Here is a 20835-nt window from a genome sequence, read left to right as displayed (position 1 = left end):
AAAACGCCCGGAAAAAGATACGAACGGCACCCGGCGCCAAAAGAAAAACCGGCCGCTATGGCCGGTTTTTTTCTAACGGAATGAATCGTAGATCACAAACAGATTAAGCGCGATCACCAAAACCGCAATCAGCCAGGCGAGAGCCGTCACCCATTTTCGGTTCGTCAGGGCGCCCATCAGGCGTTTGTTGCTTGTAAACATAATCAGCGGCACGAGCGCAAAGGCGATGCCGAATGAAAGAACGACCTGGCTCCATACGAGCGCTTCTGTGGCGTTGACCCCCGAGATAATGATGATCATCGGCGGAATGATGGTAATGAAACGCCGCAAATAAAGCGGGATACGGTAACGGATGAAGCCCTGCATGATAATATCGCCTGACAATGTGCCGACAGAAGAGCTTGAAAGCCCTGCGGCCAGCAGCCCGATCCCGAAGAGAATGGCTGAAGCCGGTCCGATATAGTGGCCGAATTGCTGATAAGCCACGTCTAAATCTTCTACATACAGCCCGTTCTTGAAGAAAAGCGCGGCAGCGACGATGAGCATGCTTGCGTTAATCGCCCCGGCGATCACCATCGCGATAAGTATGTCAATCGTCTCGAATCTAAAAATCTTTTTCCGCTCACTATCCGTTTTTCCGACGACACGGCGCTGTGTCAGTGCGGAATGTAAGTAAATGGCATGCGGCATCACGGTTGCGCCGAGTATCCCGGTTGCCAAGAGCACACTGTCCATTCCGTCAATTTTCGGGATAAACAGCCCTTCGAGAACGGAGGCGGCGTCAGGTTTGGCAAAGAAGGTTTGCAGAGCGAAGGCGATCACCACAACAAACAGAAGTCCGGCGATGCCCGCTTCCAGCGCCCGGTAACCCCTGCGCTGCAGCTCTAAAATCGCGAATGATCCGATCGCCGCGATAATGGCCGCTTCAACCATCGGTATGCCGAACAGCAGGTTGAGCCCGAGCGCCGCCCCGATAAATTCTGCCAGATCAGTTGCCATAATCACCAGTTCACCCTGTATCCACAGCCCGGCGGATACCCATTTCGGATACCGGTCTCTGGCGATTTCCGGAAGGTTTTTACCCGTGGCAATGCCGAGCTTCGCGGAAAGAACTTGAATTAAAAAAGCCATCAAGTTTGAAAAGAGGATGACCCACAGCAGCATATACCCATATTTCGAACCAGCTGAGATATTCGTAGCGAAGTTTCCCGGATCAATGTAGGCAATCGCCGCGATAAAGGCGGGGCCTAAAAAAGGCAGAAGCCGTTTGAATCCCTTGCTTTTGCCGTCAAGTGCATCCTGCACGGCTTTTGATTGCAGTGATTGTGCTGAGATGTCTTTGCTCATTATGTCTCACCTAAATTCCGATAGATTTTTAGCTAAATAACAAAAAGTTTCCTAGATGCAAATTATTTTATCTACATCATAAATCCGCTATTATGAGATGTCAAGTTCTTTATGTTCAATAAACAGGTACATTGATGCCCTGTTTTATCTATGATATGTATCCCGCCGAAGAAAGGTCCGAAAATGAAAACGGCATCGTTCCGGGAAAGAAGCGATGCCGTTCGCAAAGCGTGTTTCCGCGTCCGATCATGCGCGGATGCGTGGAGCGTTTTTTTAAAAAGGTGAAAAGAGGACACTTGCCCATATCACTTCACAACTTTCTGTCCGGTGCAACTGATCCTGAGAAAAAGACGCTGTATTTCCTCCGTTTTCCCGGGTAAATAGAATAATAATGTTTCTTTCCATTGGAAGATAAAACCTTTCTGTACCATTCAAATGACCTCCGGAAAAACTCCGGCCGCTCTGAATAAACGTTTGAATCAACGATATATCAGTGATTCCAGTCCAATAAACCGCTGTTATCTATCAATTAAAGAATCGGCATGGCCACTTGCGAAGAAAAGAAGTTGGAGCATTAGACTTATTTCAGTCTCCCGGGCAAAAAAGTATAATAACGTCAGGAAAGCTTTCCAGCCATATGATAAAAGAGGGGGAATTTTCTTGGTACGTCGTTTGTCGATCATTTCTTTAGCCATGATTTTTGCTGTTTCTTTATTCGCTTTTGGCGGCTCTGCATCAGCAGCAGCTTTCAAACCTAAAGCTGAACCGGACGTTTCCATTTTAGCCAGCGGGGGTACAGTCGGTATTTACGGTGCTAATATGCGCTCATGCTCTAAGGTCAGCTGTTCAACGATCACAACATTCTCAAGCGGTAAAAAAATTACAGGTTCTTGGGTAACCGGAGAATATGTTCAAGGCCACTACACCAATTCTAATAAATGGCTGAAAGTCACGTATGCAGGAGCGACAGGCTACGTTTCAGTCACCACACTATCTTATTATTACGGTTTATAATCAGAAAAACCTCGTTCTCTTGAGAGCGGGGTTTTTCCTTTATTCCGATTCAATTTCCGCGTTTCGTTTCATCATCGTGTTTCATCAGCTGATCGATTTCTTCCTTAGAAGCGTTTTTTTTCCACTCTTTCGCCTGACTTGTCGCAATGGGAATGGCCCGTCCTTCTTCATAACCCTCATCTATCATCGCATTCGCGATTTCGATCGCTTTTTTCTTCACAGGTTCCTCGAGATTCTTCAATGATTGCGGATAATCCTTCATAGACCAAGGCATGTCTATCACTCCTTTATGAAAAGTGTTTCCCGCCTGAAGAAAAAGAAAACCGCCTCATCAAAAAGAATGACAGCTATTTTTATGAGAGACCAGCAATTTCCGAATAAAATATAAAGGATAAAGAAGCAAGTACAGATTGAATGCCCACCACATAAGATCAAAATCACCGATAAATACCCAAAAGGCAATCGCTTGCAGGCCTGAACAAAAGGTCAGCACAAGTGATATTAATGCGAAAGGGCGCCATAACGCATGTTTCCGTTTATAAAGAAACAAGCTGTACAGCCCGGTTATCGAAATGAAAATATCTAAGGGAAAGAATGACCAGTTCCAGGCCATGATCATGGCGTTATCATAATCTTTAAACACCATGTTTTTTGGAATCCACTCAAAAAAAGTAACAATCCAATAAACGATAAATCCAATATCTGTAATGAGGAAGAGAACCTTTAACCCTTTCATCATCTGTTTCTGTCCGTATGAACGCTGATGCCGTTTGATGACGTTTCACTTTCAGAAATAAAGTTTAAGGAAACGACACCGATGATGATCAGAAGAACAGAGACAGCTTTTATGACAGAGAACTGTTCATGAAAGAAAAAAATTCCGATCATGGAAATCAGCACGATCCCCATTCCCGACCAGACCGCATACGCGATGGAGACACTTATATATTTCAAAGTCAAAGTAAGAAAACAAAGGCTGCCGATATAAAACAATAATAATAAAATACTTGGGACAAGTTTTGTAAATCCATTTGATAATTTCATGCTGACCGTACCCAATACTTCAAAAATGATCGCTAAACTTAAATAAATCCATTGCATTCAACATTCTCCTTCAATCGTATTATTCAGAATTATACAATATATAGAATTTGAAGGAAATTAAACAATGAAATGTTTTCCGGATAAAAAATCCGGCCGGGTGTAAAAAGAAAACGCCATAAAGGTATACTATGAACAAAGAAATCAGAAAGGACGTGCAGGACGGGTGACAGAAGAGCGGACAGACCTGGAAAGACAACTGAGAGACATTCAAAAATGGGAAAAGGCGCAGCAGAGGGTGATGTTCTGGCAAACATTCACCCGCTTGCCGTTTCAGCTTTTGGACAAGCTGACACCGCAATTTATTCAGAGGAAAATCGGACTCATTCTCGATGAAACGGGAACGTTTATTCAGTCAGGCGGACAGTACCTTACATCAGAAAAGCGCATCATGAAAAAGTTTCAAAAACGGCTGCCGCACGGTACATGTCAAACGCTTCACGACATCCGCAATGCGCCGCTTGCCGTCATGGACGAAATCGCAGAAGCCATAGCGCGTACAAGCGTAAAGGCCGCGACGGTGCAGGGGGCCGCAACGGGAGTCGGCGGCGTATTCACGCTGGCGGCAGACATTCCGGCGATGCTCGGCCTGTCCTTAAAGACGCTGCAGGATATCGCGGTTGCTTACGGCTTTGATCCGAAAGACAAAAAAGAACGCGTGTTTATCGTCAAATTGCTTCAGCTTGCATCCAGTGACGTCATCGGAAAAAAAGCGATCCTGCAAGATTTACGGCAATATGATCAAAACGACCGCGTCTATCAGCGCGTCGCCTCGCAAATCCAAGGCTGGCGGGAAGTCGTTTACAGCTACCGCGATACGTTCGCCGCGAAAAAACTGCTGCAAATGGTTCCGGCCGCAGGCATCATCTTCGGCGCGTCCGCCAACCGTTCAGCTTTAGAAAGCATCGCGGAAACAGGCATCATGCTTTATAAAAAACGCCGGATTCTAAAACGCATGAAGGATACAGAATAATAAAAAACCACCCGAAAACACATTCAATGTGTTTTCTTTGTTTAGCAGTTCTGAAATCGGGAAACCAACAACCAACACCAATTAAAGGAGGAATTCAAAAATGGCACAAGATAATAACAAAATGAGCAGAGAAGAAGCAGGTAAAAAAGGCGGAGAAGCGACAAGCAATAACCATGACAAAGAATTCTATCAGGAAATTGGTCAAAAAGGCGGAGAAGCCACAAGCAAAAATCACGACAAAGAATTCTATCAGGAAATCGGTGAAAAAGGCGGAGAAGCCACAAGCAAAAATCACGACAAAGAATTCTATCAGGAAATCGGTGAAAAAGGCGGAGAAGCCACTAGCAATAACCATGACAAGGAATTCTATCAAGAAATCGGCCAAAAAGGCGGAGAAGCCACTAGCAAAAATCATGACAAAGATTTTTATAAAGAAATCGGCCAAAAAGGCGGAAACAGACGAAGCAGCTAATAAAAGCATAAAGGCAGAGAACCTGCAGATCAAAAGCGATCCGGCGCATCAGCTGGATCGCTTTTTATTTTGGGAAAATCTTGATCTGAGCCGCCGTTGCGATACAATTAAATGAAAAAGGGGTTTTTCACTCGTGTCTGACATGCTGAATTTGCTCGCTATCGCCAATAAAGTCAAAGAAAAACACGACAATTTTTCAATCGCGGAGATCAATGACCACTGTGTGCGCCTCGCAGTGTTTACGGGAGAATATGACTGGCACCATCACCCTGACTCAGATGAATGGTTCATCGTTCTGGAAGGGGAGCTGCTGATTGATTTTAAGGACAAAGAAACCGCAGTGCTCAAAGCAAATGACAGCCTGCTCATCCCGAAAGGCACGATTCACCGCACCCGCTCTTACGTCAGAACCGTCAATCTCTGTGTCGAGTATACGCATGCGAAAACAGTCATCACAGAGCGACTGCCATGCTGATCAAAAAGATTGTATGTGAAACAGACGCTGCAAACGCTGAAGCATTTGCGCAAGCACAGTCACAGTGGGGAGCATTATCACGTGTAAATGGCTTCGTCAAACAGGCCGGCGGCTGGCGGAAAAACGCAGACGGCCTGTTCATCGCAGAGATCATCAGCGTTTGGGAGAACAGACAGGCCTATGATGATTTTATGGAGAACGAACATGACCGCATATACGAAGAAAACGAGCAGAAGGCTGCGATTCTTTCAATAGAAGTGATGCTGTACGAGGAGGATGAACCTTTCATTCATGAGCTGTTACATCATCCGGACATTCAATACGAACCGGACTGGACGGTTCTGAAGGCATAATGAAAGCCCAAAACAGTTTGTTTTGGGCTTGTGTCTTTACTCGCGTCCGGGAAGCGTGTTGTGGACATACGGCGGGACAGGGTCCAGCTTAGCTATTTCGCCGTGCGCTTTCGGTTCCTTTTCGTATTCAAATGGTTCTCCGTCCGGCGCTGTTTCTTTCAGCCAATTTTGTTCAGCGCTTTCTGCTCCATCTGAGAAATGAATAAGCTTATGGGAGAATGACTGTTTTTCCAGCGCCTTCGGGAAGGTGGAAGGAACGATCGGACCTTCCTGTTCTTCTAATTCTTTAATGGCCGCAAGCCATTGGTTTTGATGCATGGTATCGCGGGCCAATAAAAAGCTGAGCATATCTTTCACGCCTTTATCATCGGTCATTTCATACAGGCGTGCGACTTGAAGCCTTCCTTGTGATTCGGCGTTCAGATTGGCGCGGAAGTCTGCCAGAAGGTTTCCGCTTGCGACGATATAGCCTGCGCTCCACGGAACGCCCGTGCTGCTCTCCGGCATTGCGCCGAGTCCTGAGACAATTGCATGATGCGGATTCATCCCGCCTAAAATGGACCCGATGACCGGATCATCAGCCGCTTTTTCCTGCTCTGCCAGCGGGGCGTCTTCTAACAGTCTCGCAATCATCGTCGCGATCATTTCGACATGGCCGATTTCTTCCGTCGCGGTATCCATCAGAAGATCCTTATATTTTTCATTGCCCCGTGTATTCCATCCTTGGAACAAATATTGCATGGCGACGGATATTTCCCCGTATTGTCCCCCTAAAATTTCCTGCATCTTTTTTGCGAACAGCGGATCAGGACGATCCGGTTTAGCCGGATGCTGCAGTTTTTTCGTATGTGTAAACATGTCTCCATCTCCTTTTTTGATCTGTCCCTATTTACTTCCCCGGCGGGAAAAGGGATGAAACGGAGATGGGCGTATTGGTCCTGCTAAGGCTCGCGGCGCAAGGATAACAAATCCTGCACAAGCCCGCGGCCGATCACCTGTTCATATTGTTCGTAAATCGGGTCGAGGCGTTTCATCCATGTGTTCTTTTCCGCTTTACTCAGCACATGAATATGAATGGATGAATTCTTCTTTATCTCTTCAAGCTGGTCTTTATTCATTTTCTCAGCGGAGGCTTCGTTCCACTCCGTCGTTTCTCGCATCGCCTCCGTTAAGATGGTTCTCGTTTTTTCTGTCTGCGAATTCCAGAAATGCTCGTCGGTCATCACGGCATAACCGAGGTACCCGTGATTGCTGATTGTCAAATAATCTTGAACATTATAAAATTTTTTAGAATAGATATTTGAAATCGTATTTTCTTCTCCGTCTACGAGATTGCTTTCCAAGAGCTGAAACGTGGAATTAAAGGAATCCTGCCGCGGGTGCGCGCCGAGCAGACGGTACTGGTCTTCGATCACGCTGCTCGGCATGATCCTGAGCGCCTGTCCTTTCAAATCGTCCGGAGTGAAGATCGGTCCTTTATTTGACGTGAGCTGTTTAAACCCGTTCGTCCAGTACGCCAGTCCTTTCAAATGATGCTTTTCTAATGAAGCGAACAGGCGTGTGCCGATTTTGCCGTTGAGGCCTTCTTGCACGGCTTTATAGTTTGTAAACGCGTACGGCAGATCCAAAACACCCCATTCGGGAGACAGTGATCCGAGCTTTGAGGTGGAGGGAGCGATGAATTGCACGTCCCCGTTTTGAAGGGCGTTTATTTCTTCATTATCTGAATAGAGGCTCCCGTTTGGAAACACCTCTACTTTAATGGTGCCGCCGGACTTTTGATAGACAAGGTCGGCAAACTTATTCGCCGCCCGCCCTTTTGGCGTGTTCTCAGCAACGACATGGCTGAATTTGAAAACGATTTGATCTTTCAGGCCTTCCTGTTCGTCATCATAATACGGTTCTTCCGTTGAGAAACGATCATGAAAGCCGATGAATAAAGCGGTTCCGATACCGAGTACCATCAGGCTGAGACAAGTCAGCAAGCTTTTCATCGAAAACCCCCTCCGCCATTTTCTATAACAAGCATAATCGGGCGGGCCGTTTTCGTAAAGAGACGGAAAGGAAGAGGCCAATGACGAAAAAAAAGCTCACCATCCGCTGGAAAATCACCATACTTTCGTATATCGTCGTGCTTTTTACCTTTTTGATCGTCGGCATCGTGCTGATCGGCAATATTCAGCATACAGAGGAGCGCGAGCTGAAAAAACGGCTGATGAATACCGCGCGGACGGTATCTGAGATGACCGATGTCAAACGCGCCCTCGAGCAGAAAAAACAAAGGGAAGACGTGCGCCATGCGGTCGAAGAAATAAGGATCATCAATGAAGCGGACTACATCGTCGTTATGGATATGGATCATATCCGCTATTCACATCCCGTCAGCACAATGATCGGAAAGCGTTCAAGGGGTGAGGACGAAGCCGCGGCGTTCGCCGAGCACATTTATTTTTCCGAAGCAAAGGGAGAGATCGGCACCGCCGTCCGCGCTTTTTATCCCATCAAAGACCGGGATTTGAATCAGATCGGCGTCGTTCTGGCCGGTAAAACGCTGCCCGGATTCGGTGAAATTCTTCTTCAGCTGAAACATGAAATACTGTTTATCGTTCTGCTGGCGCTCGGGTTCGGACTGGCCGGCTCCTTTTTGCTGGCCCGCCACATCAAAAAACAAATGTTTTGGCTGGAGCCCCATGAGATCGTGAGAATGTATGAGGAACGGACCGCTACGTTTCATTCAATGAATGAGGGCGTCATCGCGATCGATAATCAGCATCACATCACCATTTTTAATGAAAAAGCGAAGCAGATATTCAATGTCAGACAAGAGACCGATGGCAGGCTGATCTGGGACGTGTTAAAAGATTCGCGGCTCCCTGAGATCGTCGAGCGGAACCGAGCCGTATATAATGAAGAAATCCAAGTCAGCGGAAAGGTGATCATGAGCAGCAGAATTCCGATCGTCATGAAAAAGAAGGTCATCGGAGCCGTCGCCATTTTTCAGGACAGGACGGAAGCGGCGAAAATGGCGGAAGAACTGACAGGCGTGAAAAATTTTGTCGATGCGCTCAGAGTCCAAAATCATGAACATATGAACAAGCTTCACACCATCGCGGGACTCATTCAGCTCGGAAAATCAGAAAAAGCGCTCCAGCTTGCTTTTAAGGAATCATCAGAACAAGAAAGCGTCACCGATTTTCTTCATCAGGCCATTCAGAATGACGCTGCGGCGGGGCTGCTGTTAAGCAAAATCAAAAGAGGAAAAGAGCTTGGCATTTCTGTGAAAATTGATGAAAACAGCAGTTTCTCGGCATTTCCGGAGCATGTCGACCAGCATGACATTGTCGTCCTGCTCGGCAATTTAATTGAAAATGCGTTCGGCGCATTCGAAACAGCGGACACGGAGGACAAACATATTGACATCAGTATCGAGCAAAATGATGAAGTGCTTGCTATATTAATAGAAGACAACGGAAGCGGGATTTCCGATCAGCACATCCCGCGCCTTTATGACAAAGGGTTTACCGTCAATAAAACGGGAGGAACGGGATACGGCTTGTACCTCGTCAAACAAATCGTCGACAAAGGGATGGGCGTTATTGAAGTCGACACACGGCAGGGACAGGGAACGGCATTTTCTATTTTATTTCCGATGAAGGGGGAGGAATCATTCGATGGACATCAAGGTGCTGCTTATTGAAGATGATCCGATGGTACAGGAGGTGAATAAAGAATTTATCACCGGTGTTTCGGGGTTCAGCGTCATCGCCACAGCCGCTGACGGAGACGAGGGAATCAGGCTTATTAAAGATCTGCAGCCCGGGCTCGTGGTATTAGACGTATATATGCCGAAAAAAGACGGAATTAAAACGCTCCAGGAAATCAGAAAACAAAAGCTCGAAGTGGACGTCATCATCGTCTCGGCCGCAAAAGACAAAGAAACAATCCAGCTTATGCTGCAAAACGGTGCGGCCGACTATATTTTGAAGCCGTTTAAGCTGGAGCGGATGAGACAGGCGCTCGAAAACTATAAACAATATAAACGGAAAATTGAAGAGCATGACAACATGTCGCAAGAGCAGCTTGACATGCTGCTTAAAATTCCGCAAAATCCGTCCCGGGATCTGCCGAAGGGGTTAAATCATTTTACGATGAATGAAATTTTGACCTATATGAAACAGCAGACGGAGCCGCTTTCAGCTGAAGAAGCCGCCAAAGCGCTCGGAATCGCCAGGGTGACGGCGCGGCGTTATCTTGATTTTCTTGAGAAAGACGGCCAGATTAAGCTCGACATTCAATACGGGGGAGTGGGCCGGCCGGTTAACCGCTACAAATTCGTCCGCTAGCCGAGACCAAAAAGACCAAAATGTCCGTTATGATCATAAGCTTCCCATCTTCGTTTGAAAACGCTATCATTTTCGTATAGACGCAGCGAGAAGCAAGGGGGAGCAGGGATGAAAATTTTTAAAAATCTTACGGTGCAGGTCATCACGGCGGTGATCATCGGCGTCATTGTCGGACTCGTTTGGCCTGAGGCCGGGAAGCAGATGAAGCCGCTCGGCGATACATTTATCAATGCGGTAAAAATGATTATCGCACCGATCATATTCCTGACGATCGTGCTTGGCATCGCCAAGATGGGAGACATGAAAAAAGTCGGCAAAGTCGGGGGAAAAGCATTTATTTATTTTGAAGTCGTGACCACCATCGCCCTTATTATCGGACTTCTGGTCGTCAATATCATGAAACCCGGTGAGGGGCTTGATTACAGCAAGCTTGAAAAAGGGGATGTCTCTCAGTATACGCAAAACGGGGGACAGGGGATTGACTGGATTGAATTTATCACTCACATCGTTCCGTCAAATATGGTTGACGCTTTCGCAAAAGGCGACATTCTTCAGGTCTTATTCTTTTCTGTTTTATTCGGTGTCGGCTTGGCGGCGCTCGGTGAAAGAGGCAAAAGCATTATTGATTTCTTTGATAAACTGTCGCATGTTTTTTTCAAAATCATCGGCTACATCATGCGCGCGGCGCCGATCGGCGCATTCGGGGCCATGGCCTATACGATCGGGCACTTCGGCCTTGATTCCATCAAGCCGCTGGCGAGTCTGATGCTGTCTGTGTACGTTACGATGTTCCTGTTTGTATTTGTCGCTTTGAATATCATTTGCAAACTATTCGGTTTCAGCTTGTGGAACTATCTCCGTTTTATTAAAGATGAACTGCTCATCGTTCTCGGCACAAGCTCTTCTGAGTCCGTCCTTCCGCGGATGATGGATAAAATGGAGCGCTACGGCTGTTCCAAATCGGTTGTCGGCCTTGTCATTCCGACGGGATATTCTTTTAACCTGGACGGCACCTCGATTTATCTTTCCATGGCGACGGTTTTTCTGGCGCAGGTGTTCGGCGTTGACCTTACCATCGGCCAGCAGGTTACGATCATTCTCGTGCTGATGCTGACATCAAAAGGCGCGGCGGGCGTAACCGGAAGCGGATTTATCGTGCTCGCCTCCACTTTATCGGCGCTTCAGGTTATTCCGCTGGAGGGGCTGGCGCTGCTCCTCGGCGTCGACCGCTTTATGAGTGAAGGAAGGGCGATCGTCAACCTGATCGGAAACGGAATCGCCACCATCATCGTAGCCAAGAGCGAAAATGAGTTTGACGAAGTGAAAAGCACACAGGCCGTAAAAGAAATGAAAACGGCGGTATAAAAGGAAAGGAACGGCATGCATCGGGCATGCCGTTCTTTTTTTCGGCCGCCATGAGTAAAAAAGATAAATTTGTTTAAATTTATTAGGAGGTGGACAAAGACCTTAGCGTCATTTTGTTATATAATTTACAATTAGAGAGTGAAAGATGAAATCTAAGGGCTTTTTGTCCTAGCAGGAGTGTATAAATGGCGGCTATTTTTAAATTTTTTCAGCATCCGGGTGTCAGACGTTTTTCGGTTTTTCTTGTTTTGACTGGGGTGTTAGTTGTATTCCGAAGTATGATTAATTTGATTTTGCTTACGTTTATTTTTACTTTTCTGATGGATCGGCTGGAGACTGTCATCCGGCACGTGTTGAACCATTTTTTCCGGATCAGCCAGAGGGTGGTCATCACCGTTTTATATATTGCGCTGGCTGTCGGGGCGACTGTCGGAGGCTTTGTCTTTTACCCGATTGTTGCCAAGCAGATTGAACAGCTGATTAAGCAGATCAAGCACATCGCGTATCATCCCGATGTCATTCCGTTTTATGATGAGATATCGAGCGTGTTCGGCGATATCAATATCGGTTCCTATGTAAAAGAAGGTTTTAATGTACTGTATACATACTTGGCCGATATCAGCACTTTCGGTTTGCAGGTCGTGATGTCACTGATTCTCAGCATGTTTTTCCTGTTCGAGAAAAAGCGGCTCACGGAGTTTATGAAAAAATTTCAGCACAGCAAGCTGTCTGTTTTTTACTACGAACTTGCTTTTTTCGGCAGCAAATTTGCGAGAACATTCGGCAAAGTGCTTGAAGCCCAATTTATTATCGCGCTGGTGAACTGTATCCTCACCTTGATCGCATTGGCGATTCTGCATTTTCCGCAGCTGTTCGGCCTGTCAATCATGGTCTTTTTCCTCGGGCTCATTCCCGTGGCGGGTGTGGTGATTTCGCTCATTCCGCTCAGCATCATCGCGTATACGACGGGCGGCGCTGCGTATGTCATCTACATCGTGCTGGTCATTTTCGTCATCCATGCGATTGAGACGTACTTCCTTAATCCGAAACTGATGTCAGCGAAAACGGAACTGCCGATCTTTTTTACCTTTACGGTTCTGATTTTCTCGGAACATTTCTTCGGCATTTGGGGCTTGATTATCGGAATTCCGATTTTTGTGTTCCTGCTTGATATTCTGGATGTCGTCAATAATGAAGAGAAGGAAAAAAACGGACCGGTCCCGGATAAGACATAACGTCGGCTCCGGCTCTTCACGAATATATGACTAATGTTATAATGCAGACAGTGCCTATGTACGGGCACTGTTTATTTTTTGTGAAAAAGGAGGAAGGCTGTATGACTGAGCCGATTTTACATATTGAAGGCCTTGACAAAACAATAGGCAAGAAGCACATTTTAAAAAACATCAGCATGGATGTCAGGCAGGGCGAGATCATCGGTTTGCTCGGTCCGAACGGGTCGGGAAAAACCACACTTATCCGAATCATCGTCGGTCTTTTAAAGAAAAACAGCGGCACGATTACAATTAACGGCTTTCAGCACGATGCTGATTTCGAAAAAGCGCTTGAATCCGTCGGAGCGATCGTGGAAAATCCTGAATTCTACCCATACCTGACGGGGTGGGAGAATCTGAAGCACTTTGCCAACATGCACAAAAACATCAAAGAGGACAGGCTTCAGGAAGTCATCGAGCGGGTCGGGCTCACAAATGCCGTTCATGACAAAGTTAAAACGTATTCCCTTGGTATGCGTCAGCGTCTCGGGATTGCACAGGCCATTCTTCACCGTCCGAATCTGCTCATTTTAGATGAACCGACAAACGGGCTTGATCCCGGCGGAATGAAGGATTTCCGCGATCACTTAAAGGAACTCGCGGAGCTTGAAGGGACGAGCATCCTTTTTGCGACGCATTTATTGCGTGAAGTGGAGGACCTTTGCGACCGTGTCATCATCATTCAAAAAGGTGAGATCAAAACAGAGGTTGTTCTGCGCGGCGCTGAGGAAAAAGAAGAAAAAGCCGTCCTCGACATTCAGCCGGCTGACGAAGCATTCGAATGGCTGTCCCAACAGCAATTTGCTCCGGAGAAAAACGGCGGGGGCATTACCGTCACCGTAGCGAAGAAGGACATCCCGGCATTAAACCGTGCGCTCGTCGGACAAGACTTTCTCGTGTATTCCATCATGCCGTATGCGGAATCGCTGGAGGATGAATTCATGAAAGTGACGACGGCGCTTCAAGAGGAGGGGGAGACGAATGTTTAAATTGACAGCGAATGAGCATATGAAACTCTTTAACCGAAAAGTCTCATTAGTGGCGCTGATTCTGATGGCCGTTCTCCAATTTATTATGGCGCTTGTCATTAAACGGCTTGTCATCAGTTCCGGAACGGATGAGAATTTCATCGGCTATATGGCGTACGCGCCCGGGCTGAATATTCTGCTTGAGGCATTAACGATCGTGATCGCGGCAACGATCATTTCCGCTGAATTTGATAAGAAAACGATCAAATTTCTGTTAATCCGCCCGGTAAAGCGGGAGCGGATTTTTGTATCTAAACTCATTACCGTATTTTTGGTCAGCTTGTACCTGTATGCGGCGTACTATATTCTGTCTCTGCTGTTCGGCATGGCTTTCTTCGGCGTGTCGGTGACATCTGAATCAGGGACGCTTCTGATGAACACCCTGAAAGTAATCGGCACGAACTGGGTCGAGGCGTTTGCGATGGCATGCTTTGGCTTATTGTGTTCTTCTGTATTCCGAAACAGCGCAACGGCCGTCATTTTGTCATTTATCGTGCTGTACGGCGCAAAATCACTCGTGACGATTATGTCGCTCTTCCAAAACAAATGGGGAAGTTTTCTGCTGTTCGCAAATACTGACCTGACGCAATATATGAGCGGGGCGAAACCGCTGTTTGCGGGAATGACGCCGTTATTTTCCGCAGGCATTATCATTATCCATATCGTATTCTTCTTAGCCGTCGCTTGGTGGAGCTTTTGCAAACGCGATGTTCGGGTATAAAGTAAAGGAATGACATTTTTGTGAAAAAGATCACGATAAATCAATAATTTATGCTATTTTGATTTATAATAAAGGTAATGACGGAGGTGCTCACTTGAGAAATTTTATTACCGCATTACCGATTGTGTTATTGCTTGGTTTTTCCTTTGTGTCATTCATGTTCCAATTCGAACATCTTGTTTATTTCAGGCTTGCGCTGGGTTTGTTTTCTACAGTGGGGCTGTTTCTCTTATATAAAATGAAGTCGGGATTCCGTTATTTCATCATCTACCTGTATGCAAGCTGGATCGTGCTTGCGGCGGTTACCGCGTTTGAAGAGCCGATTTTTTCAAGCTTTTTCTTTGGCGGGCTTGTGATGACGATGGGTTATCTCACATATATGCTGATTTATCTCGGGCTCAAGCAGGACCGCGGCCCGGAAGCAGTCTGAACGCGCTATTCCATGGAATAGCGTGTTTTTTTGTACAGCCTCACAGTTGCGAAACGAGACTTGAATCTCTATAATACTTATTAACTTTATCGGAATTATAATGGGGGGATTCCAGTGTCTTTATGGATACAGAATGAACGGCAGAGGGAATGGGTGGAAAAAATCGGCCTGCTTGCAGACGAATTTCAAAAAACAGCCGCGCTTGATGATGAGGCGGGCCGTTTTCCCGCGGAGAAAATTCAAAGACTGCGCGACGCGGGATATACGGCGTTAACGGTACCTGAGGCATTCGGCGGTGCAGGCATTTCCGTTTATGATATGGTGCTGTTTCAGGAACGGCTGGCGCGGGGAGACGCGGCCGTTGCTCTCGGAATCGGCTGGCATTTATCCGTCATGGGTGAGCTCGGAGAAGGAAACAGCTGGGATGAAGGTGTCTTTTCATTTATCACAGAAGAGGTGAAAAAGGGAGCTGTCCTGAACAGGGCAGCGACGGAACGGCAGACCGGCAGTCCGACGAGGGGAGGAAGACCCGGCACCTCCGCTGTCAAAAAAGACGGAAAATGGGTGCTGAACGGCCGAAAAACCTTTACAACCCTTTCGCTGACTTTGGATTATATGCTTGTGACGGCATGGATTGAAGAAAAACAAACGACCGGTGTTTTTCTCATTCATAAAGATCAGGCAGGCGTTTCAGTCGAAGAAACATGGGATATGATTGCCATGAAGGCGACCGGAAGCCATGATCTCCTTTTAGATCATGTCACGGTCAGTGATGAGCGGCTTGTGGAGCTTATCAGCGGGCCGAGAGCGGCGAAAGTGAATGGCTGGCTGCTTCACATTCCCGCTGCTTATCTGGGTATCGCTCAAGCGGCAAGGGACTATGCCGTCCAGTTTGCATCCGAATATTCGCCGAACAGCCTGAACGGACCGATTAAAGACGTGCCGGCCGTTGGGCAGCGTGTCGGGGAAATGGAGCTTGAATTGTTAAAAGCGAGACAGTTTCTCTTCACGGCGGCGCAAATGTATGATGACCCGAAACGCCGCCCTTTCATCAAAAGCGAGCTCGGCGCCGCAAAACATATTGTGACAAATGCCGTCCTTTCTGTTGTTGATAAAGCAATGAGAATCACCGGCGCAAAAAGCCTGGAGCGAAATAATCCGCTTCAGCGGTATTATCGGGATGCCCGGGCCGGCCTTCACAATCCGCCGATGGACGATGCGGTCATCGGCAAATTAGCGGCGGAAGCCTTTGAGCAATAAAAAAAGAGCCTGAAAAAGGCTCTTTTTATGTATGGCTGTTGTGCCGGAGCAGTTTTTGATGCTTGCGGTCAATTCTGTCATAGATCACATTCATCAGCTTTTGATTATTCATAATGGCCGCCTTGTTTTCTTTTATCAGCTGTTCGTATGTTTTTATTTTACGTTTCGCCATGAGCCCGCACCTTCCTTACATATTTGTATTCGCTTTCTAATTCTCCGAGCGATAATTCATATAAATGCCGTTCCGACTTTTTGTATATTCCGTTATTGATCAGCAAATGGATCAGATGTTTTTTTCGTCCTTCAACTGATGATCTGAGCTGAGGAGAAGACCTCATGATTACCCTCCTAATCAAATGATATTGAGAATCATTATCAGTTAATGAAAGTATACAATGGGCATATTCATATGTAAAGGAAAAATACCGCCAATTTTTCGACAAAAAGTTTCCCGGGGAATAATGCTGTCGAATTGATTGTGTTTCTGTCAGATCAAAGCTGCTATTTTTCCGCTTTTCCATCCATACTATGAATGAGAATGGAGGAGTCCTTACATGAATGATCAAACGGCAAACTTAAAACGGGGCGAAAAAGGCGCGATTCTTAATATCGCCGCGTACCTCATCCTTGCCGCCGTCAAACTGGTGATCGGTCTTATTTATCATTCCGAAGCGCTCAGAGCGGACGGGTTAAATAATGCCACGGATATTGTCGCATCACTGGCTGTGCTGATCGGGCTCCGGATTTCCCAGCGCCCCGCGGACAGTGATCATGCTTACGGACATTATCGGGCTGAAACAATTTCTTCATTAATTGCGTCTTTTATTATGATGGCGGTCGGTATTGAAGTGCTGATCGGAGGAGCAAAGGCGATTGTCAGCGGAACGGAGGCCGAGCCGAGCTTCATTGCGGCATGGACGGCGCTCGGAAGCGCGATTGTAATGTACGGCATGTATGTATATAACAGCCGACTTGCGGATCGGGTTAAAAGTTCTGCCCTTCATGCGGCGGCGAAAGACAGCCGTTCTGACGCCTATGTCAGTATTGGGGCGTTTATAGGCGTCTTAACGGCCCGGCTTCATCTGCCGTGGATTGATCCGGTTATTGCTTTTCTGATCGGAATCATCATCTGTAAGACGGCATGGGACATCTTCAAAGATGCATCCCACTCATTGACGGACGGATTTGATCTGAAAGATTTGGAGCCGTATAAACACACAGTGAAAGAAATAAAAGAGGTCAGCAGGCTGAAGGATGTGAAAGCAAGGTATTTGGGGAGCACGGTTCATGTGGAAATGGTCATTACGGTAGATCCGGGACTGTCTGTGAAAGAAGGCCACGAAGTAGCCGATGAGGTCGAATATGCAATAAAACATGAACATGATGTGACTCATGTCCATGTTCATGTAGAGCCTGAAGTCATAAACAAAGATCGTGAAACGAATTAAATATGCTGTGATAAAAATTCTGTGACTTCTTCGGGCGTTTTCGCGTTTGCGCTGTGAAGATGCGCTTTCTTTTCGCCGTTTTTAAAGATCAGAAGGCTCGGTATGCCCATTACCTGATATTTGTCGGCAAGCTCAGGGAGCTCGTCTCTGTTCAGCTCATACCAATCATTTTGATTATATTCTTCCAAAATATCGCCGATGAACATATTCATGCGCGTGCAGTCAGGGCACCAGTCAGCGAAAAATTTCACGATGATTTCCTTGTCGGATTGAATAAGTTCATTAAATTGTTCTGTTGTACTGATTTTTTTCATATGACACATCTCCTTTTCCATGCCATTTTAATATAAAATAAAAAGGAATTACATACAAATGCTTTCATATTCAGAATGCCCAAAAATAATTAGATCATTTTCTGAGGAAAGTGATAAGATAGTAAAGATGAATTGTTGTGGGGGGAATATCCATTGAAAACAAGTCTAGGATTGGTGTACGGCGGAAAGTCAGCCGAACACAATGTATCGCTGCAGACAGCATTAGCTGTAACAAAAGCGCTTAATACTGAGAAGTTTGATATACATCCGATTTACATCACTGAAAAAGGAGAATGGCAAAGAGGCCCGCTGCTGACTGAGCCGGTTTCCAACGTGAAAATGCTTCAGCTGGAACAAAACGGTGAAAGTTTCGCTCTATCAGCATTGAACCGGGAAATGTTTCCTGAAGCGTCGCCTGACGAAAAGGCGCCGATCGATGTCGTATTTCCGCTTCTCCACGGACCGAACGGTGAAGACGGCACCATTCAGGGTCTGCTGGAATTGCTGAACGTTCCTTATGTCGGCAACGGGGTGCTTGCATCATCAGCCGGCATGGATAAAGTCATCATGAAGCATTTGTTCGCTCAAGCGGGGCTTCCGCAGGCGAAGTATGCCGCTTTCTTAAAAAAGGACTGGAAACAGACGCCGGACAGCTGCTTACAGCAGGTTGAAGAGGAGCTTGGGTATCCATGCTTCGTCAAACCGGCGAACCTCGGATCAAGCGTCGGAATCAGCAAATGCAGAAACCGTGAAGAGCTTGAAAAAGCCTTCGAACTGGCTTTTGAGTATGACCGGAAAATTGTGGTGGAAGAAGGAATCGCCGGCAGAGAAATCGAAATCGGCGTACTCGGAAATGACGAACCGAAATGCTCCGCCGTCGGTGAAATCGCGCCGAAAACCGACTTTTACGATTACAAGGCGAAATATGAAGACGGCGACACGGATTTAATGATTCCCGCGCAAGTGACGGATGAACAATATGCGGAAATCAGCGAGATGGCGATTAAAGCCTTCAAAGCGATTGACGGATCAGGCCTTGTCCGCGCCGATTTCTTCCTGACCAATGACGGTCAAGTGCTCATTAACGAAGTGAACACAATGCCGGGCTTTACGCCATTCAGCATGTTCCCGCTGCTTTGGAAAGAAGCAGGCGTAGATTACAGTGATCTGATCGAACAGCTGGTTGAGCTGGCAAAAGAACGCCATGCCGAAAAACAGCTGATTAAACATACATTTTAATGAAGACGGACACTGCCTGAAGGGGCAGTGTCTTTTCCCGTAACAGACAACATTTTCAGAAAGCGAGGTGCCACCTTTGATAAAGCGAACTGTAAAACGAATCGCAGATATGGTCAAAGGCACACTGACAAATCCCGTATTTGAACAAACAATGATTGAGGGCGCCGCAACCGATACGCGGACTTTGGAAAAAAATCAGCTGTTCATTCCTTTAAAAGGCGAGCATTTTAACGGCCACACCTTTGTGCCGCAAGCATTTGAAAAAGGCGTTTCCGCGGTGTTGTGGGACCGCTCTGAACCGAATCCGCCGGAAGAGCGTGCTGTCATCCTGGTCGATGACACGCTGGAGGCGCTGCAAACATTGGCAAAAGCTTATTTGAAAGAGCTCGGCACACGGGTTATCGGTGTGACCGGGAGCAACGGAAAAACGACAACGAAAGACATGCTTCACGCCGTTCTCGGCACGCAGTACCGCGTTCACAAAACCGCCGGCAATTTCAACAACCATATCGGCCTGCCGCTGACCGTGCTTGCCATGCCTGAAGATACAGAAATCGCCGTTTTAGAAATGGGAATGAGCGCGAGAGGCGAAATTGATTTTCTGAGCCGTCTTGCTGAACCGGAAGCTGCCGTCATTACCAATATCGGCGAATCCCACATGCAGGATTTAGGCTCAAGAGAAGGAATTGCGGAGGCAAAACTTGAAATTATAAACGGACTTCGGGAAGACGGCGTTCTGTTTTATTTCGGGGATGAGCCGCTGCTTCGCGAAAAGACGTACACTTGCCGGACAACGACATACGGCGCAGGCGCGGACAATGATCTCCGCCTGAAAGAAATAAAACAGGCGGAAGAAGGCACGTACTTTAATATCGACGGGATCGGCCGTTCTTTCTTTATTCCCGTTCTCGGCAGACATAATGTCATGAATGCCATGGCCGCATACGCCGCCGGCATCTATTTCGGCATTACGCCGGAAAATGCCGCTCTGGGACTGAGCCGCCTGAAGGTGACGGGGATGAGATTGGAACTGGTCAAAACGGACAACGGCATCTCGATCGTAAACGACGCATATAATGCGAGCCCGACGTCAATGAAAGCGGCGGTCGAATTAATCGAAACGATGAAAGGCTATCGGAAGAAAATGCTCGTGCTCGGTGATATGCTTGAACTTGGTGATGAAGAAAAAGCATTCCACGAAGAATGCGGAGCTGCGGTCAATCCGGCGGAAATCGACCATGTATTTACTTACGGCACACTCGGCGCATTCATCGCTGACGGAGCGCGCCGGCATTTTGAAGAAGGGCGCGTCAGCCATTATCTTGACAAAAAAGAACTGCTTCACGCCATACAGGATATGGCCGCTTCCGGCGATCTCCTTCTGTTTAAAGCATCGAGAGGTATGAAGCTCGAAGAAATCGTTAAAGATTTATTAGAGAAGCACTGAAAAAATAATGATCAGCATCATAAAAATATACAAAAATGAAGAAACTAATTCAGGGTGAAATAATTCTGTCCGTATGAAAAAGAAAGACCGCCGGCTGGGAAATCCCGTCCGGCGCGGGGTCCGGCCCCGTTCGCGGGAAGAATCCGGTCAGGCCGCTTCCGGCCGCCTGACCATCTCGCCTTATTGAAAAACACATAGTGTAATGGTAAGATTAAACGTAAAGTAATTCGG

At 46.8% G+C, this 20835-nt stretch carries 24 protein-coding genes and 1 pseudogene; 16 read left to right on the top strand and 9 right to left on the bottom strand.

The window, feature by feature from the left end; genetic code table 11:
* Positions 1-72: 72 nt before the first annotated feature.
* Complete coding sequence (locus AR442_RS02375; RefSeq protein WP_088056325.1) at positions 73-1350, bottom strand: Nramp family divalent metal transporter; 1278 nt, start codon at positions 1348-1350, stop codon at positions 73-75.
* A gap of 657 nt (positions 1351-2007) precedes the next feature.
* On the opposite strand from AR442_RS02375, the gene AR442_RS02365 reads away from it, so the two are divergent.
* The gene (locus AR442_RS02365) at positions 2008-2361 is read left to right on the top strand and encodes a hypothetical protein (RefSeq protein ID WP_007410203.1); all 354 of its coding nucleotides are present in this window, start codon (positions 2008-2010) and stop codon (positions 2359-2361) included.
* A gap of 58 nt (positions 2362-2419) precedes the next feature.
* Here AR442_RS02365 and AR442_RS02360 read toward each other — a convergent pair.
* From AR442_RS02360 to AR442_RS02350, 3 genes and pseudogenes are all read right to left on the bottom strand, one after another.
* Positions 2420-2635, bottom strand: a pseudogene (locus AR442_RS02360) (DUF2188 domain-containing protein); the annotation flags it as partial.
* A gap of 57 nt (positions 2636-2692) precedes the next feature.
* Entirely contained in the window at positions 2693-3100 is a 408-nt protein-coding gene (locus tag AR442_RS02355) for a DUF5360 family protein (protein WP_014720748.1), read from the bottom strand.
* Positions 3097-3462 carry a DMT family transporter gene (locus AR442_RS02350; protein WP_017419236.1) on the bottom strand — a complete coding sequence of 122 codons (366 nt, stop codon included), beginning with the start codon at positions 3460-3462 and terminating at the stop codon, positions 3097-3099. Before AR442_RS02350 ends, AR442_RS02355 begins: the two co-directional genes overlap by 4 nt.
* Positions 3463-3628: 166 nt before the next feature.
* Here AR442_RS02350 and AR442_RS02345 point away from each other — a divergent pair, with 166 nt between their 5' ends.
* The 4 genes from AR442_RS02345 to AR442_RS02330 all read left to right on the top strand — a co-directional run bounded on the left by AR442_RS02345 (position 3629) and on the right by AR442_RS02330 (position 5735).
* Positions 3629-4435, top strand: coding sequence for an EcsC family protein (locus AR442_RS02345; RefSeq protein WP_014416951.1), 807 nt, complete (start codon positions 3629-3631; stop codon positions 4433-4435).
* Between the two features lie 100 nt (positions 4436-4535).
* A complete protein-coding gene (gene gsiB, locus AR442_RS02340) occupies positions 4536-4907 on the top strand; it encodes a glucose starvation-inducible protein GsiB (protein WP_012116853.1) in 372 nt (123 codons plus the stop codon).
* Positions 4908-5040: 133 nt separating this feature from the next.
* Positions 5041-5382: a cupin domain-containing protein gene (locus AR442_RS02335; protein WP_053285482.1), complete on the top strand. Its 342-nt coding sequence runs from the start codon at positions 5041-5043 to the stop codon at positions 5380-5382.
* Positions 5376-5735, top strand: a complete 360-nt coding sequence (locus AR442_RS02330) for a DUF4937 domain-containing protein (RefSeq protein ID WP_014416953.1) — start codon at positions 5376-5378, stop codon at positions 5733-5735. The genes AR442_RS02335 and AR442_RS02330 overlap by 7 nt, the downstream gene beginning before the upstream one ends.
* A gap of 36 nt (positions 5736-5771) precedes the next feature.
* Here the strand turns inward: AR442_RS02330 and AR442_RS02325 are convergent, their stop codons facing one another.
* Both AR442_RS02325 and AR442_RS02320 read right to left on the bottom strand, forming a co-directional pair.
* Positions 5772-6593, bottom strand: a complete 822-nt coding sequence (locus tag AR442_RS02325) for a manganese catalase (protein ID WP_014416954.1) — start codon at positions 6591-6593, stop codon at positions 5772-5774.
* 83 nt (positions 6594-6676) lie between these two features.
* On the bottom strand, positions 6677-7729 hold the full coding sequence (locus AR442_RS02320) for a TRAP transporter substrate-binding protein (RefSeq protein ID WP_021495085.1): 1053 nt from the start codon (positions 7727-7729) through the stop codon (positions 6677-6679).
* Between the two features lie 80 nt (positions 7730-7809).
* Here AR442_RS02320 and AR442_RS02315 point away from each other — a divergent pair, with 80 nt between their 5' ends.
* From AR442_RS02315 to AR442_RS02280, 8 genes are all read left to right on the top strand, one after another.
* Positions 7810-9432, top strand: coding sequence for a two-component system sensor histidine kinase DctS (locus tag AR442_RS02315; protein WP_014416956.1), 1623 nt, complete (start codon positions 7810-7812; stop codon positions 9430-9432).
* A complete protein-coding gene (locus AR442_RS02310; RefSeq protein WP_053285483.1) occupies positions 9407-10078 on the top strand; it encodes a two-component system response regulator DctR in 672 nt (223 codons plus the stop codon). Before AR442_RS02315 ends, AR442_RS02310 begins: the two co-directional genes overlap by 26 nt.
* A gap of 108 nt (positions 10079-10186) precedes the next feature.
* Positions 10187-11443 (top strand): C4-dicarboxylate transporter DctP, encoded by a 1257-nt coding sequence (gene dctP / locus AR442_RS02305; RefSeq protein ID WP_007410214.1) that lies wholly within the window; start codon positions 10187-10189, stop codon positions 11441-11443.
* A 185-nt stretch (positions 11444-11628) separates the two neighbouring features.
* On the top strand, positions 11629-12678 hold the full coding sequence (locus AR442_RS02300; protein ID WP_053285484.1) for an AI-2E family transporter: 1050 nt from the start codon (positions 11629-11631) through the stop codon (positions 12676-12678).
* 101 nt (positions 12679-12779) lie between these two features.
* The gene (locus AR442_RS02295; RefSeq protein WP_012116860.1) at positions 12780-13706 is read left to right on the top strand and encodes an ABC transporter ATP-binding protein; all 927 of its coding nucleotides are present in this window, start codon (positions 12780-12782) and stop codon (positions 13704-13706) included.
* Positions 13699-14466: an ABC transporter permease gene (locus AR442_RS02290; protein WP_007410217.1), complete on the top strand. Its 768-nt coding sequence runs from the start codon at positions 13699-13701 to the stop codon at positions 14464-14466. Before AR442_RS02295 ends, AR442_RS02290 begins: the two co-directional genes overlap by 8 nt.
* Positions 14467-14560: 94 nt before the next feature.
* Entirely contained in the window at positions 14561-14896 is a 336-nt protein-coding gene (locus AR442_RS02285; protein ID WP_007410218.1) for a hypothetical protein, read from the top strand.
* Between the two features lie 114 nt (positions 14897-15010).
* A complete protein-coding gene (locus tag AR442_RS02280; RefSeq protein ID WP_021495083.1) occupies positions 15011-16156 on the top strand; it encodes an acyl-CoA dehydrogenase family protein in 1146 nt (381 codons plus the stop codon).
* A gap of 25 nt (positions 16157-16181) precedes the next feature.
* On the opposite strand, the gene fbpB is transcribed toward AR442_RS02280, so the two are convergent.
* Complete coding sequence (gene fbpB / locus AR442_RS19735; RefSeq protein WP_003156206.1) at positions 16182-16328, bottom strand: Fur-regulated basic protein FbpB; 147 nt, start codon at positions 16326-16328, stop codon at positions 16182-16184.
* The gene (locus AR442_RS02275; RefSeq protein ID WP_003156203.1) at positions 16315-16494 is read right to left on the bottom strand and encodes a Fur-regulated basic protein FbpA; all 180 of its coding nucleotides are present in this window, start codon (positions 16492-16494) and stop codon (positions 16315-16317) included. The genes fbpB and AR442_RS02275 overlap by 14 nt, the downstream gene beginning before the upstream one ends.
* Positions 16495-16710: 216 nt before the next feature.
* Here AR442_RS02275 and AR442_RS02270 point away from each other — a divergent pair, with 216 nt between their 5' ends.
* Positions 16711-17604: a cation diffusion facilitator family transporter gene (locus tag AR442_RS02270; protein ID WP_007410221.1), complete on the top strand. Its 894-nt coding sequence runs from the start codon at positions 16711-16713 to the stop codon at positions 17602-17604.
* Here the strand turns inward: AR442_RS02270 and AR442_RS02265 are convergent.
* Complete coding sequence (locus tag AR442_RS02265) at positions 17601-17918, bottom strand: thioredoxin family protein (protein ID WP_003156200.1); 318 nt, start codon at positions 17916-17918, stop codon at positions 17601-17603. The two genes, AR442_RS02270 and AR442_RS02265, sit on opposite strands and share 4 nt — an antisense overlap.
* Positions 17919-18071: 153 nt before the next feature.
* Between AR442_RS02265 and AR442_RS02260 the strand changes: the two genes are divergently transcribed.
* Together AR442_RS02260 and AR442_RS02255 are read left to right on the top strand one after the other, a co-directional pair.
* Positions 18072-19157 carry a D-alanine--D-alanine ligase gene (locus AR442_RS02260; RefSeq protein WP_003156199.1) on the top strand — a complete coding sequence of 362 codons (1086 nt, stop codon included), beginning with the start codon at positions 18072-18074 and terminating at the stop codon, positions 19155-19157.
* 76 nt (positions 19158-19233) lie between these two features.
* A complete protein-coding gene (locus tag AR442_RS02255; protein WP_053285485.1) occupies positions 19234-20604 on the top strand; it encodes a UDP-N-acetylmuramoyl-tripeptide--D-alanyl-D-alanine ligase in 1371 nt (456 codons plus the stop codon).
* Positions 20605-20835 lie beyond the last annotated feature (231 nt).

Source organism: Bacillus velezensis, from assembly GCF_001461825.1.
GTDB lineage: Bacteria > Bacillota > Bacilli > Bacillales > Bacillaceae > Bacillus > Bacillus velezensis.
The sequence above is the reverse complement of the archived record's forward strand: the minus strand, read 5'-3'. Positions and strand labels throughout refer to the sequence as shown.